Consider the following 15,023-nt stretch of genomic DNA (forward strand, 5'->3'; position numbering starts at 1 on the left):
CGACGTGGGCCCGTGGCCACATCACGCCGTACCGGCGGGCACCCGCGCGTCAGCTTTGGGTAAAGCGCATATACGCCGCATTCCCTGAACCGTTAATCTCCGGGCTCAGCCGACGCAGCAGCATCCGGTGGGTGAGCCCTGCGAAAGCCGCCGTCGCCAGCGGGCGACGTGCGCGCAGTCACGGACAGGAGTTGGCCATGCCCGTCAAGGACGCCCCGGTGTCGGGAGTGTGGACCGAGTTCGGACGAGCGCTGCGGCACTGCCGGCGGCGCGCGGGGCTGACCCAGCACCAGCTCGGGCTGCGCCTGGGCTACCACCACAGCGTGGTCAGCAAATGGGAGAGCGGGAAACGGGAGTTGCCGGCGAGCCTGGTGCGCCGGTTGGACGCGGTGCTCGGCGCCGGGGGCGAGCTGTCGGCGATCGCGGCCGGCGCGCACGGCTCTCCGGCGGGCTGGCCCGGCGGCTCGCCCCGGGACGCGGCCTCACTGTTCCTGCCGGTGCCGGGCGAGCGGCGACAGCCGCGCCCGCTGGGTCCGCTGGGCGTGGACGACTGGCCGGCCCGGCTCTCCGTCCAGGGGCCGCGATGTCCGCTGCACGCGCGCGTGGACTGCGCCGTGCCCGCGCTGGGCGAGACGCGGGCGCTGCTGGCGCGGGTGGACCGGGCCGCCGAGGACCGGCGGCCGGTGGCCTCGGACCCGGACACCGTGCACGGCCTGGCGGGCCTGCTCAGCGCCCAGGTGCGGCTGAGCACCGCCGCGACCCCCACGGCCGCCCTGGTGAGCACCGTCGAGCGGGTGCTGCGCGCGGTGGTGGCCTGGGCGGAGGCGGTTCACGTCGCGGGCACCTTCCCCATCGCGCAGCTGCGGCTGGCGGCGGACTACGCCCAGTTGGCGGGGCGGCTGCGGATGGAGCGGGGGCAGAGCGCCATCGCCATGGCCTGGTTCTGCCACGGGCTGCGTTGGGCGCAGAGCTCCGACGACGTGGTGGCCCGTGGCATCCTGCCCAGCGATCTGAGCACGCTGGCGCGCATCGACGGCGACCCGACGGCGGCGCTGGGGTACGCGCAGACCATCGCCGCGGTCGACTCCGGCCGCGGCTGGATCATGACGTTGACGCACGCCTACCAGGCACGGGCGTACGCCGCGCTGGGCGACGGGTCGCAGACCCGGCGGCAGGCCGCGCTGGCCCGGCGCCGGCTGGAGGCGCTCGGCCCGCGGGACGAGGCGGAGGCGCCGTGGCTGTGCGGCGCCGAGGGGCTGGTGCGGGTCGAGTCGGCGGTGGGCGGGGCCTTACGGGACCTGGCGGCGGCGACCGGCGACCCGGCCACGGCCCGGGACGCGGCGGCGGCCACGGCCGACTCGCTGGCGCAGCTGGCGCCCCGGATGACGCTGGCCCACCTGCTGTTGACCACGCGGCTGGCCGACTGCCACGCGTGCGCCGGCGATCCGGACGCCGCGCTCGCCGTCGTCGAGCCCGTGCTCGAACAGGCCGGCCGAGCGCGGCAGGTGACGATCTCGCGGGAGCTGCGCGGCCTGGCGGCCCGGCTCGGCGCGCGCTGGGGCGAGCTCCGCGCGGTCCGCGACTTCGCCGAACGCCTGCGCGCCGTGGAGGGCTGAACACCTCCGGTCCCACCGACCCACCGGGCCCCACGGACCACCTCCGTAACGCTTCCCGCGCGACCGCCGCCGGGGCCGCACCCCCTCGCCCCGCCGCCGCACGGCCCGCGCCGGGCCGCCCCCAGCCGGCCCCCGCCGGCCGCACGTGACGCGCGTCGGCGCCGCCCGCCGCGTGCCCCACCGTCACACCGCTCGCGCCCCAGCACCGCACGACGCGTACCCGACCACCGTGCGCCGCGTACACCACCGCCGCACGGTTCGTACGCCACCGCTCCCCCGCCCGCGCGCGAGGCCGCCACCGGCGGGGTTCTGGTGGTACGCGGATCGCGCCCGGGACCGTGGGAGCCCGGCCCGGGCACGGACGTTGGCCTGGGCGAACGCGCCCCGCCGCGCGGCGGCGGGCGCCGGGGGCCGGCCCTCGGTGACCCGGCCCGTTCCGGTAGGCGACCGGTCGGCCGTGCCCCGTCCGGTTATCGGGCGGCTCTTTCCGGTTGTTGCCAGAACCGGCGCACGCCCGACGATCCGTTGACGCCGCACGCCCCCGGATGTGACGGTGCGGCGGCTTAGTCATGGACATGTTGTGTTCGGCGCGGTGCGGCCGGGCCCCTGGCGGTTCGCGTACGAGACACCCCCTGCCCTGACCGAGCGGCTCAACCGCACCTGCTCGTCGTGAGCTCGCGATCCCCCAAGGAGCCAACGTGCTACGAAGAATCACGGTGGTCGGCGTGTCTTTGGCCGTCACCCTCGGCATAGCCGCGCTGCCCGCCGTATCCACGGCGTCGGCGGCACCCGCGGACACCCCGCGGACCACCCCCGCCAAGCCGGCCGACCGCGCCGTCGCGGCGGCCGACCAGGCCACCGCCAGCGGTCTGGACGCGCTGGCCAAGGGCCCGAACGAGCACTACGAGCGGCGCGGGGTCACCCCCTGGCTGCGCGGCCTGTACTCGATCGCCTACGAGCGCACCTACCACGGGCTGCCCGTCGTCGGCGGGGACGCGGTCGTCCTGGCGGACGGCCAGGGCAAGGTGCGGGGCACCCAGTCGGCCACCAAGGCCCGGATCAACGTCTCCACCACGGCAAAGGTCACCGCCTCGGCCGCCGAGAAGACCAGCCGCGCGCAGCTCAAGAAGGTGGACAAGCGCGAGTCGCGCCGCCTGGTGGTGCGGGTCAAGGACGGCAGGTCGCACCTGGCCTGGGAGACCGTGCTCAGCGGCGCGACCGCGAGCGCCCCCAGCCGGCTGCACGTCTTCGTCGACGCCCAGAGCGGCAAGGTCATCGACTCGTACGACGACGTCCGCGCCGGCACCGGCAACAGCAAGTGGAACGGCCCCAGCCCGCTGACCATCGACACCACGGCCAGCGGCGGCCAGTACCAGCTCAAGGACCCCAAGCGGCCCGGTCTCAGCTGTGCGGACTACAGCGGCGGCAGCGTCATGACCAAGTCCTCCGACTCCTGGGGCAACGGCAACCCCACGAGCAAGGAGACCGGCTGCGTCGACGCGATGTTCGGCGCGCAAAAAGAGTGGGACATGCTGAGCGAGTGGCTCGGCCGCAACGGGCACAACGGCAACGGCGGCAGCTGGCCGGTGCGGGTGGGCCTGAACGAGATGAACGCGTACTGGGACGGTTCGCGGATCACCATCGGGCACAACCGGGCCAACGAGTGGATCTCGGCGATGGACGTCGTGGGCCACGAGTTCGGCCACGGCATCGACCAGTTCACGCCCGGCGGCGCCAACAACGAGAACGGTCTCGGTGAGGCCACCGGCGACATCTTCGGCGCCCTGACCGAGGCGTACGCCAACGAGCCCGCCCCGTACGACACCCCGGGCGACTACCTCGTCGGCGAGATGATCAACCTCAGTGGCAGCGGCCCGATCCGCAACATGTACGACCCGCAGAAGGTCAGCAACCACCCGCGCTGCTACACCTCCTCGATCCCCAACACCGAGGTGCACGCGGCGGCCGGCCCGCTCAACCACTGGTTCTACCTGCTCGCCGAGGGCTCCAACCCCGGCGGCGGCAAGCCGACCAGCCCGACCTGCAACAACTCCACGGTCACCGGCGTCGGCATCCAGACGGCCGGCAAGGTCTTCTACGGCGGCATGCTGCTCAAGACCAGCGGCATGACCCACAAGCGCTACCGCACCGCGACGCTGACGGCGGCCAAGGGCCTGGACGCCTCCTGCGACCTGTTCCGCAAGACGCAGGCCGCCTGGGACGCGATCAGCATCCCGGCCCAGCCCGGCGACCCGACCTGCACCAGCCAGGGCGGCGACTTCGCGGTGTCCGTGAGCCCCTCGGCCGGCAGCGTCGACCCGGGTTCGACGGCCACGGCGACCATCGGCACCACGACCACCAGCGGTGAGGCCCAGAACGTCGCGCTGAGCGCGACCGGCGCCCCCGCCGGTGCCAACGTGACGTTCACGCCGGCCTCGGTCACCTCCGGCGCCAGCTCCACGATGAAGGTCACGACGTCGGCCAGCACCGCCGCCGGCACGTACCCGATCACCATCACCGCCAAGGGCGCGGCCACGCACACCGCGCAGTACACGCTCACCGTCGGCACCAGCGGCCCCGGCACCGGCGCCCCGGACATCGACGTGAACAAGGTCCGGGCCCACCTGACCGAGTTCAACTCCATCGCCAGCCGCAACGGCGGCAACCGCCGCTCGACCGGGCAGGGCTACCGGGACTCCGTCGCCTACGTCAAGGGCAAGCTCCAGGCCGCCGGCTACACCGTCACCGAGCAGGCGTGCACCTCCGGCTGCACCGCCGGCGCCGGCCCGAACCTGATCGCCGAGTGGCCCAAGGGCGACGCGGCCAACGTGTACATGTTCGGCGCGCACCTGGACGGCGTCTCGGCCGGCCCCGGCATCAACGACAACGGTTCGGGCTCGGCCGCCCTCCTGGAGACGGCCCTGACCCTGGCCGAGAAGAACCCGAACATGAAGAACCGGGTCCGCTTCGGCTGGTGGACGGACGAGGAGCAGGGCCTCAAGGGCTCCAACTTCTACGTGCGTTCGCTCTCGGCGACCCAGAAGGCGCAGATCAAGGCGTACTACAACTTCGACATGATCGGCTCGGTCAACGGCGGCTACTTCATCAACCACATCACCTCCGCCGCCGCGAAGCCGATGAAGGAGTACTGGGACTCGCTCCAGCTCCAGCCCGAGGAGAACACCGAGGGCGCGGGCCGCTCGGACGACTACTCCTTCGAGCAGGCGGGCATCGCGAGCTCGGGTTACGCCACCGGCGCCAGCTACCGCAAGACCGCGGCCCAGGCGACCAAGTGGGGCGGCACCTCGGGCGGCGCGTACGACCCGTGCTACCACTCGTCCTGCGACACCACGAACAACATCAACGCCACCGCGCTCAACCGTGGCGTGGACGGTATCGCCTACACCCTGTGGAAGCAGGCCGTCTCCGACACGGCGCCCGCCGACGACTTCTCGCTGTCGGTCGAGCCCGGCTCGGGCAGCGTGGAGCCGGGTGCCACGGCCAGCGCCACCGTCGTGACGGCCACCACCGGTGGCTCGGCCCAGCAGGTGCGCCTGTCGGCGACCGGGCTGCCCGGCGGCGCGACGGTCACCTTCGACCCGGAGACACTCACCTCGGGCGGCAAGTCCGCGGTGAGGATCGCGACGACGGCGCAGACCCGCCCCGGCACGTACCCGATCACCGTCACCGGCACCGGCACCGCCTCGCACTCGGCCACCTACACCCTGACCGTCGGCGGCGGCGCTCCCGGCTGTGACGAGCAGCTCATCGTCAACGGCGGCTTCGAGAACGGCAGCGCGCCGTGGACCGGCAGCACCGGCGCGATCGGCGCGCAGGCGGGCCAGAGCGCGCACAGCGGCAGCCGGTTCGCCTGGCTCGGCGGCTACGGCAACGCCACCAGCGACACCATCAGCCAGTCGGTCAGCGTGCCGGCCGGCTGCTCCTCGGCGAAGCTGGGCTACTGGCTGCACGTCGACACCGCCGAGACCGAGAACACGGCGTACGACCAGTTCACCATCAAGGTCAACGGCACCACGGTCGAGACGCTCAGCAACACTGACGCGGCCACCGGCTACCAGGAGCGCTCGGTGGACCTGAGCCAGTACGCGGGCCAGCAGATCACCGTGACGTTCACCTCGGTGGAGGACGCCTACCTGCAGACCAGCTTCGTCGTGGACGACGTGACGCTGAAGGTGAGCTGACACTCCGTGCGGCAGGCCGGTCGACGACCGGCTGACCCGCACTGACCGCACGACAAGCGGCGCCGCCGAAAGACCTTCGGCGGCGCCGTGGTCGTGTGCGGGGCCCGGGCCGACGTCGCGTCAGGTCGGTCCGCGCCGGGTCCTGGCGCGGTCGTACTCGGCCGCGCACCGCCCCAACTCAGCCAGCAGCCACCGGCCGCCGCACAGCGTGCGCCGCCGCCGCGCCGTCCGCGCCCCGCGCTCCACCCGGTGCCACAGCGGCGGATCGGTGACCAGCACGCGCGGATCGACCCAGACCGTCGCCCCGCGCGCGTCGCGCAACAGCAACCGGGGCGCCACCCCGCCCACCAGCCGCACGCTCACCAGCAGATCGGTCCGCACCGACCGGGTGCGCCACACCCCGCGCACGGCCAACCAGCCCTCCCCCGCCGTCACCCGAGGCGGCACCAGGACGGCCAGGAGCAGCAGGGCCAGGACCGTCCAGCACAGGGCGCGCGCCACCTCCAGCGTCCCGTTGACGAGGTCGACCAGCAGCAGCCCGGCGTACAGCGGGGCCGCCACCCCCAGCGCGAGGCGCGACTCACGGCGCCAGTGCGCGCTTTCGGTCACGCGCGGCACGGGCCGCGCGCGGGGCGCCCCGGTGGGCGGCGGAGCGGCGGTGGGCCGGCCCCGGCCGGTGGCGGGCGTGGGCGCGCGGCCCGGGGCCGGGCGGAGCGGCGGGGCGAGCGGGGCGGGCCCCGCCGGCGCGACCCGGGGAACAGCCGTACCGGGCGCCTCCGGCGCGCGCGGGCCCGTCCGGCGCGCGGCGCGCCACACCATCGCCGCGCCCCCTCGCTCCCGGCGCGTGGTGAGCCCGCGGCCAGGAGTCCTGTCGCCTTCTGGTGCCCTGCGCATGTCTCGACCGTAGGACGGCGACGGGCGGGCGGAGGGGGCGTTGACGGGGTGCTGACGCCCACTCGGCCCACCTTGACGGACCGCTGACGCCGGCCGGCCGCGACGCCGCGGCCGGCCATGTCGCCCCAGGTCACCGCGTTGCGTCAAGGCCGCGTGAGGATCGGGGCGGGCGACGGCAAGGGCGCGCCAAGGTGGCGCGCGAGGGGCGGCGACCGCACTCACGCTGGTGCCCGTCCGTCGACGGCACCAACGGAGGTAGGCCCAGCCATGTTCAGCGACGCCAGGAGGACGGGGGCGGCGCGCCCCACCGAGGACCCCCCGGATACCGGCGCCCCCGCCGGGCCCGCCCCCGCCGCCACCGACGACGCCACCGATGACGCCGCCGAGACCGTCGCGCGGGCCGTGCCCACGGGCCGCGCCGCCGGCGCCGACCCGGCCGACCGGCACCGGCTCACCACGCTGACCGGCCTGGCGGCCCTGTCGCTGGACGCCATGGCGTCGGTGGCCTACGGGCCGGAAGCCGTCGTCCTGGTGCTGGCCGCCGCCGGGGCGCGCGGACTCGGGTACACCGTGCCGGTCACCCTGGCCATCGCGACCCTGCTGGCCGTGCTCGTCGCCTCCTACCGGCAGGTCATCGCGGCCTTCCCGGACGGCGGCGGCGCGTACGCGGTGGCCAGGCGCCACCTGGGCCGACGCGCGTCGCTGGTGGCCGCCGCCTCCCTCGTCCTGGACTACGTGCTGAACGCCGCGGTCGCCGTGACGGCCGGAGTGGCCGCGCTGACCTCCGCCTACCCACGGCTGTACGACGATCGGCTGTGGCTGTGCCTGGGAGTGCTGGCGCTGGTCACCGGCGTGAACCTGCGCGGCGTCGTGGACTCGGCGCGCGCCTTCCTGCTGCCCACCGTGGTCTTCGTGCTCGCCGTGCTCACCGTGATCGCCGTCGGCCTGTCGCGGGACGCGCCGCTGTCCACCGAGGCGTCCGCCGGCCACGCGGCGGTGCTCGCCGACAACGCGACCACGGTGGGCGCCCTGTTGCTGCTCAAGGCGTTCGCGGCGGGCTGTTCCGCGCTGACCGGCGTCGAGGCCGTCGCGAGCGCCGTGCCGTCCTTCCGCGCGCCCGCCGCGCGGCGGGCCCAACGCGCCGAGGTCGTCCTGGGGGTGGTGCTCGGGGTGATGCTGATCGGCCTGTCGGTGTTGATCGCCCGGTTCCAGTTGCGCCCGGTGGCCGGCGTGACCGTGCTCGCCCAGCTCACGGACGCCTCGCTGGGCCACGGATGGGGCTTCTACGTCGTGCAGTTCGCCACCATGACCCTCCTGGCGCTGTCCGCCAACACCTCCTTCGGCAGCCTCCCGATCCTGCTCAAGCTGCTGGCCAGGGACCACTATCTGCCGCACGTCTTCGGCCTGCGGGCCGACCGCCAGGTGCACCGGTACGGGGTGCTGGCCCTGGCCGCCGTCGCCGCGCTGTTGCTGGCCGGTTCGGGCGGGGACACCAACACCCTGGTGCCGCTGTTCGCCATCGGTGTCTTCGTGGGCTTCACCCTCGCCCAGACCGGCATGGTGCTGCACTGGTACCGCCGGCCCGACGTGCGCGGACGCCGGGCCAGGATGGCCCTGAACGGTGCCGGCGCGCTGTTGACGGGCCTGAGCGCGATCGTGGTCACCGCGACCAGGTTCACGGACGGCGCCTGGTTCGTCGTGATCGCGCTGCCGCTGATCGTGCTCGCCTTCGAGGCGGTGCACCGGGCGTACGGGCGGATCGGGCAGCGGCTCGGCCTCGGCCGGGTGCCCGATCCGCCGCGCCGCGCCCCCTCGCTGGTCGTGGTCCCGGTCTCCGGCCTGTCGGCGGTCACCGGCGAGGCCATGGCCGCGGCCGTCTCGCTGGGCGACGAGGCGGTGGCGGTGACCGTCCACCACGGCGACGCCGAGGACCGGCGCGCCGTCGAAGCACTGCGCCGCGACTGGGAGTTGTGGCGCCCCGGGGTGCCCCTGGTCGCCCTGCCGTGGGCCAGCCGCGAGGTGGGCCGGCCGATCGCCGCCTACGTCCGGGAGGTGGCCGCCGACCGGCCGGGCTGGCGGATCACCGTGCTGATCCCCGAGGTGGAACCCGCCCGGCCCTGGCACCGGCTGCTGCACAACCGGCGGGGCGGCGTGGTCGCGCACGCCGTACGCCGGGAGACCGACGCCGTCATCTGCCGACTCCGCACCCGGCTGACCGACCCATACCCCGCACCGGCGCCCGCGCCCAGCACCACGCCGGGTTCGCGGTAGTTCGACCCGGGGGGAGCGACGGCCCGGCCGGGGGCGGTAGTCCGGCCCGGGGGCGAAGTCCCGGTCGGGGGGACGACGGTCCGGTCGGGCCGCCGCCGGGGCACGGGCCTTCAGGTGGTGTCGAGGCCGTCGACCAGTCGGCCCAGGAACCGCGCGAAGGTGGCGTCGGGGGCGAGGGCGTGGCCGGGGGCCGCGAGGGCCTCGGCGAGTTCCGGGTGGTCGCCGTCGGCGGCGACCACCGCGAGGTAGCGGGCCTCGGCCGCGCCGCGCTCGGGGTCCCGGGCCGTCGCGGCCTGGCCGATCTCGTGGCGTACGTGTCCGGCCACGAAGGCGGTGAGCTGGGCGAAGACCTCCAACCTCGCCGCGCCGTCCAGACCGGTGGGCCGCAGGGCGGCGAGAGCGCGTTCCACGAAGGCCAGCGCGTTGGGCCCGGGCGTGCGACGGGTGGCCAGCGCGGCCGGCAACCAGGGGTGCCGCAGCATCAGCGCGCGCTGGCGGTGGGCCAGGTCCTTCAGGTCGGTCCGCCAGTCGCCGGTCCCCGGGGGCGCGGTCGACAGTTCACCGCTGACGTGGTCGACCATCAGCTCCAGCAGCGTCTCCTTGTCGGGGGCGTAGCTGTAGAGCGACATGACGCCGGCCCCGACCTCGGCGGCGACCCGTCGCATGGTGACGGCCTCGATGCCCTCCGCGTCCGCGAGGGCGACGGCCGCGACCGTGATCGCCGCCCGGCTGAAGGAGGGTCGGCGGCCTCGGCGTGACGCGGTGGAACGCAGCCAGAGCCGTTCGGGGTCGACACCGCTCGTGGCGGGTCCCGCGTCGTCGGGCACGGTGCGCGCTCCTCCCTGATCGGTGCGGGGTCGTTGTCGGGCCCATCCAAGCATCCCCTATTCTCGTACAACGTACGAAGTAGAGGAGGGGAACCATGCCATCCCGCATGCCCGAGACCACGACCCCATCGCCCTGGACACCGCCGACCGGCAGGCCGCCGCTGTCCACCCGGGCGATGAGGGCGACCTGGCGCGGACTGCCGGCGCGACGGCACGCCGTGGGGTACGCGCCGGGCCTGACGGTGCCGGCCGCCGACAGCAGCCCGCTGCTCACCGACCACTACTTCCCGCGCGCCGCCGGCGACTTCCCCACCCTCCTGGTCCGCTCGCCCTACGGCCGGGGCCTGCCGTGGGCGCCCATGTACGGCCTGCTCTTCGCCGAACAGGGCTTTCACGTGGTGCTCCAGAGCTGCCGGGGTACCGGGGGCTCCGGGGGCACCTTCGACCTGTGGCGCAACGAGGTCGTCGACGGTCAGGCCACGATGACGTGGCTGCGCGAGCAGCCCTGGTTCAACGGCACCCTGGGCACCGTCGGACCCAGCTACCTGAGCTACACCCAGTGGGCCCTGGCCGTGGACCCGCCGCCGGAACTGCGGGCCATGGTGGCCCAGGTGGGCCTGCACGACCCGTACGCCCTCTTCCACACCGACGGCGTACTCCGACTGGAGAACATCCTCGCCGTCGGCATGGGCATGACCTACCAGCACCGGGGCACGGGGCCCTTCCTGCGGGCGGCGCTGCGCCTGCAGCGCCGCGTGCGCGCCGCCGTCGACGCCCGGCCGCTGCGCGGGGCGTACGCGCCCGCCCTTGGCGGGAGGGTGCCCTGGCTGGAGGAGGTCATGGCGCACCCGGACCGACAGGACCCCTACTGGCGGGGCGCGTCACTGGCCGAGGTGGCGGAACGACACCGGATACCCACGGCGTTGATCACCGGATGGCACGACGTACTGGTCGACCAGACCTTCGAGCAGTACGAGCGGCTGCGCCGGGCCGGCTGCCCGACCACCCTGCTCGCCGGCCCCTGGACGCACACCTCAGCCCTCCAGCGGGGGTGGGCCGAGGTGTTCGCCGAGAGCCTCGCCTGGCTGCGCGCCCATCTGTGCGGCGATCCCTCCGACCTGCGCCCGACCCCGGTGCGCGCGCACGTCGGCGGCGCGGACGCCTGGCGGGATCTCGACGCGTGGCCGCCCGCGCCCGACGCCACCGCGTGGCACCCGCTGGCCGGCGGGCACCTCACCCGACAGGCCCCCACGGACTCCGCGCCCCTGGCCTCGTTCCGCCACGACCCGGCCGACCCCACCCCGTCGGTGGGCGGCCCGCTCCTCTCCCGCACCGCCGGCCCGCGCGACAACACCGCCCTGGAGGCCCGGGACGACGTCCTGACCTTCGCCAGCGCCCCGCTCACCGAGCCCCTGGAGATCCTGGGCCCGGTCTCCGCCACGCTTCACGTCCGCGCCGACACCGGCCACACCGACGTCTTCGTCCGCCTGTGTGACGTGGACCCGCGAGGCCGCTCCGTCAACGTCTGCGACGGGCTGGGGCGGTTGAGCGCGGCCGTGGACGCGCCCGCCCGACTCACCGTGGCGATGAGCACCACCGCCCACCGCTTCGCCGTGGGCCACCGCGTCCAGTGGCAGGTCAGCGGCGGCGCCCACCCGCGCTACATCCGCCACCCCGGCACCGGCGAACCCCCGCTGGACGCCACCGACCTCACACCGGTACGCGTCACCCTGCACGCGGACTCGGCCCTGGTGCTCCCCCACGCCCCCGAACCCGCCGACCCCGCCCGCGCGTCGAACGACGCCCCCTCCGACGGGCTGGCCGGGTAGCGGCGACCGCGACGACGCGACGCGCGGCGATCCGGGGCGAGGTGACCCGGGGCGAGGGCGTCGGTCGGGACGGGGACGTCGGGGTCTGACCCGCGTCGGGGCCGGCGCGGGAAGAGGCCGGCTCGGCGGGGTCCAGGTCGGGGCCGGCTCGGCGGGCGGAGGGCGGGCGCGCGCCCCTCGCCAGGCGCGCCGCGCCCCCTCGGCTTCGGTCGTGTCGGCGCGGCGCGGCGTCGGTGGGACAGGGCATGGCCCGGCCCGCGAGGCCGCCCGGCGCGGTGCGCGCGCCGCTCGACGGCCCTGGCGTACCGCCCTGACCAGGCCGTATCGCGGGCCGTAAGCGTGTGAGGGCGCAGCGGCGCCACCGGAAGGGGTGGGGCGGGGAAGGGCGGGCGAACTTCAGCCACCGCGGCACCCACCTGACGCCACCCGTTGTTGCTGCCCTGTCAAAACCCGGCCTATAGTCTCCGCGGCTTGCGGGCACCGCCCGGTTTTCGCCCAGTGACCTGGGCGGAGTCCGCCCGGCAGGCCACCTGGCCGTCGGCTGTCTTCGATCCCGTGGAGTGGACCGTGGAACGACGCACCTTCTTGCGCGGCGCAGTCATCGGCACCTCAGTAGCGACCTTCGGCGGCACGCTGATGCGCGGGGCCGCCTACGCCGCCCCGGCCCAGCCGGGCCCCGGCCCGTACGGGGCGCTCGGCTCCGCCGACGCCAACGGCATCCTGTTGCCCAGCGGCTTCACCAGCCGCGTCATCGCCCGCTCCGGCCAGCAGGTCGCCGGCACCTCCTACACCTGGCACAACGCCCCCGACGGCGGCGCCTGCTACGCGGACGGCACCGGCTGGATATACGTCTCCAACTCGGAGATCAGCCCCGGAGGCGGCGTGGGCGCCGTGAAGTTCAACTCCTCGGGCACCATCACCGGCGCGCACCGCGTGCTGTCCAACACGCGGCAGAACTGCGCGGGCGGCAAGACCCCGTGGAACACCTGGCTCTCCTGCGAGGAGGTCAGCCTGGGCTACGTCTACGAGACCGACCCGTGGGGTGTGAACGCGGCGACCCGGCGTGACGCCATGGGCCGCTTCAAGCACGAGGCCGCCGCGGCCGACCCGGTCCGCAAGGCGGTCTACCTGACCGAGGACGAGTCCAACGGCTGCTTCTACCGCTTCGTCCCCACCACCTGGGGCGACCTGTCGGCGGGCACCCTCCAGGTACTCAAGGCGGGCACGGCCACCTCCGGCTCCTTCACCTGGGCCAACGTCCCCGACCCGGACGGCTCGCCGACCGTGACGCGCGACCAGGTCTCGGGCGCCAAGCGGTTCAACGGCGGCGAGGGGTGCCACTACGCGAACGACACCGTCTGGTTCACCACCAAGGGCGACAACCGCGTGTGGCAGCTCAACCTGACCAACAACACCTACGAACTGGCCTATGACGACTCGCTGGTCAGCGGCACCGCCCCGCTCACCGGCGTGGACAACATCACCGGCTCCTCCTCGGGTGACCTGTTCATCGCCGAGGACGGCGGCAACATGGAGATCTGCCTGATCACCCCGGACGACGTGGTGGCGCCGTTCCTGCGGATCAACGGCCAGTCGGGCTCGGAGATCACCGGCCCGGCCTTCTCCCCCAACGGGCAGCGGCTGTACTTCTCCAGCCAGCGGGGGACGACGGGCAGCTCCTCGGGTGGCATCACGTACGAGGTGACGGGGCCGTTCCGCTCGTAACCACCGGTCTGGGATCGGGTCGGTCCGTCGCGCGCGCGGCGGCGGGCCGGCCGTCCTCCGATCTGCCGGGCCGCTCCCCGGGCCCGGCGGGTCGCTCACCCGGGCTGCCGCCGCGCAACAGGGCGACCCCGAGCGGGGTCAGGGTGTGCAGGACCGCACTGCCCTGGCGCAGCGTCACCAGCAGTCCGGCGTCGCGCAGCACGGTCGCGTGCTGGCTGGCCGAGGCCAGCGAGACGCCCACGCGGCGGGCGAGTTCGCTGGTGGTGCAGCCGGCGCCGATGCCCTGGAGCACGGCCGACCGGGTGGAGCCGACGAGCTTGACCAGCGACCGCGCGGGCGCGACCAGCCCGGGGCCCGAGGCGTGCTCCAGCGGGTAGACCAACACCGGGGTCAGCGCCGGGTTGTGGAAGGTGACCGGCGTGCGCCGGCAGAAGTACGAGGGCAGCAGCAACAGCCCGCGCCCGTCCAGGTACAGGTCCCGGTCGACGGGGTAGTCCACCTCGAGCACCGGCGCGCGCCAGCGCATGGTGGCCGGCAGCGAGGCCAGCAGCCCGTCCACGCCACCGTCCAGCAGGGCCCGGCCACGGGCGGCGCGATCGGCCTCGATGCGGGCGTGCAGGTGGGGCCAGTACGGCGCGATGGCGGCCCGGTGGTAGTCGCGCAGGGTGTCCACGAGGCGGGCCAGGGCCCGGTCGGCGCCCTCGCCGTCGGCCATCGGACGCATCCACGCCGGCAGCGCGCGGCCCGCTGGCAACCGGGATATCTCGGTACGTAACCTCTCCGGCGGCGTGGCACGCACCGCCTCCATCGCCTCCTCGACACCGATCACACCCTCCGACGGCGTCAGGAAGTCGGGAAAATAGCCCCGTTGCGGCACCAGGGGTGCGAGCAACCGGGGCTCTGAATGGAGTCGCGCCCGCGTTTGCGAGCGCCATTCCCCGAAGATGTTCTCCGCCTGTTTCTCGCGAAGTCGATGGAAACTTAAAACAGTTTCCCAGAGAGCGTCTGGTCGAGCGGCCATCCGCAGCCGCGCCAGATCCACGCTTGTGAAATGGACGCGCAGCACTAAACCCCCACATGTGGCATCCGTAGTTCCCCCAATCCCTGAGTATGCACCCCAACACGGGCAGTCACCACGCCCTTTTGGCCAGAGTTGAAACGGGTCGCGCTCCAACATGTCCAACCGGAATGCTGGGACGTGGGAAAAGGCAGGGGCATTTTCCCGGTGGGTGCTCAGGCCGGATTGCTCGTTCCCGTGGGGGGTAACGGGCTGCCGCTAGGCCGTTGAGCATCAGTTGCCGCCGCACATGGTCGGCGGCAACGGCTCCCGTGGGGGGAGTAGTAGGGGGCGGCGCCTCGCACAGGCGCCGCCCCCTTTCGTATGCCGGAACCCCGCACCCGCCGTAGCGCGCCTACGGCGAGGGGGCCGACGGCCGGGAGTGAGGGTGGAGGGCTCCCGGCACGGCCCCCGCCGCGACGGGGTGGTCTGATCCGGTGGTATGTGGCCCACGCGGGGCGTTGTGAGAGGTCGATCGTCAGATGACCGTCGGGGGGCGGGTTTACGGGACCGCCCCCCCACCGGCGGGGGCGCCCCCCGCCGGGCCCCGCGGGGGGGCGGCCGCGGTAGGGGGCCCCCCCCAACCCCCCCCCCCCCCCGGC

At 74.3% G+C, this 15,023-nt stretch carries 8 protein-coding genes; 5 read left to right on the forward strand and 3 right to left on the reverse strand.

Going from position 1 to position 15,023, the window contains the following annotated elements:
* The first annotated feature begins 131 nt into the window (after positions 1-131).
* Positions 132-1,616: a helix-turn-helix domain-containing protein gene (locus ACFVFR_RS14485; protein ID WP_383701161.1), complete on the forward strand. Its 1,485-nt coding sequence runs from the start codon at positions 132-134 to the stop codon at positions 1,614-1,616.
* A gap of 698 nt (positions 1,617-2,314) precedes the next feature.
* Complete coding sequence (locus ACFVFR_RS14490; RefSeq protein WP_383701163.1) at positions 2,315-5,818, forward strand: M20/M25/M40 family metallo-hydrolase; 3,504 nt, start codon at positions 2,315-2,317, stop codon at positions 5,816-5,818.
* Positions 5,819-5,938: 120 nt separating this feature from the next.
* On the opposite strand, the gene ACFVFR_RS14495 is transcribed toward ACFVFR_RS14490, so the two are convergent.
* Complete coding sequence (locus ACFVFR_RS14495) at positions 5,939-6,427, reverse strand: hypothetical protein (RefSeq protein WP_383701165.1); 489 nt, start codon at positions 6,425-6,427, stop codon at positions 5,939-5,941.
* Positions 6,428-6,979: 552 nt separating this feature from the next.
* On the opposite strand from ACFVFR_RS14495, the gene ACFVFR_RS14500 reads away from it, so the two are divergent.
* The gene (locus ACFVFR_RS14500; RefSeq protein ID WP_383701167.1) at positions 6,980-8,983 is read left to right on the forward strand and encodes an APC family permease; all 2,004 of its coding nucleotides are present in this window, start codon (positions 6,980-6,982) and stop codon (positions 8,981-8,983) included.
* 110 nt (positions 8,984-9,093) lie between these two features.
* On the opposite strand, the gene ACFVFR_RS14505 is transcribed toward ACFVFR_RS14500, so the two are convergent.
* Positions 9,094-9,810 (reverse strand): TetR/AcrR family transcriptional regulator, encoded by a 717-nt coding sequence (locus tag ACFVFR_RS14505; protein ID WP_383701169.1) that lies wholly within the window; start codon positions 9,808-9,810, stop codon positions 9,094-9,096.
* A gap of 176 nt (positions 9,811-9,986) precedes the next feature.
* Here ACFVFR_RS14505 and ACFVFR_RS14510 point away from each other — a divergent pair, with 176 nt between their 5' ends.
* Together ACFVFR_RS14510 and ACFVFR_RS14515 are read left to right on the forward strand one after the other, a co-directional pair.
* Positions 9,987-11,639, forward strand: a complete 1,653-nt coding sequence (locus ACFVFR_RS14510; protein ID WP_383701361.1) for a CocE/NonD family hydrolase — start codon at positions 9,987-9,989, stop codon at positions 11,637-11,639.
* Between the two features lie 567 nt (positions 11,640-12,206).
* Complete coding sequence (locus ACFVFR_RS14515; protein ID WP_383701171.1) at positions 12,207-13,364, forward strand: alkaline phosphatase PhoX; 1,158 nt, start codon at positions 12,207-12,209, stop codon at positions 13,362-13,364.
* Here the strand turns inward: ACFVFR_RS14515 and ACFVFR_RS14520 are convergent.
* Positions 13,330-14,430 carry an ArsR/SmtB family transcription factor gene (locus tag ACFVFR_RS14520; protein WP_383701173.1) on the reverse strand — a complete coding sequence of 367 codons (1,101 nt, stop codon included), beginning with the start codon at positions 14,428-14,430 and terminating at the stop codon, positions 13,330-13,332. The two genes, ACFVFR_RS14515 and ACFVFR_RS14520, sit on opposite strands and share 35 nt — an antisense overlap.
* Positions 14,431-15,023 lie beyond the last annotated feature (593 nt).

Origin of the sequence: Streptomyces sp. NPDC057702 (assembly GCF_042799315.1) — a bacterium.
GTDB lineage: Bacteria > Actinomycetota > Actinomycetes > Streptomycetales > Streptomycetaceae > Streptomyces.

Excerpts from the sequence above, each read along its gene's own strand:
- ACFVFR_RS14510 (WP_383701361.1), top strand. The coding sequence starts at position 9,987 with ATGAGGGCGACCTGGCGCGGACTGCCGGCGCGACGGCACGCCGTGGGG.
- ACFVFR_RS14500 (WP_383701167.1), top strand. The coding sequence starts at position 6,980 with ATGTTCAGCGACGCCAGGAGGACGGGGGCGGCGCGCCCCACCGAGGAC.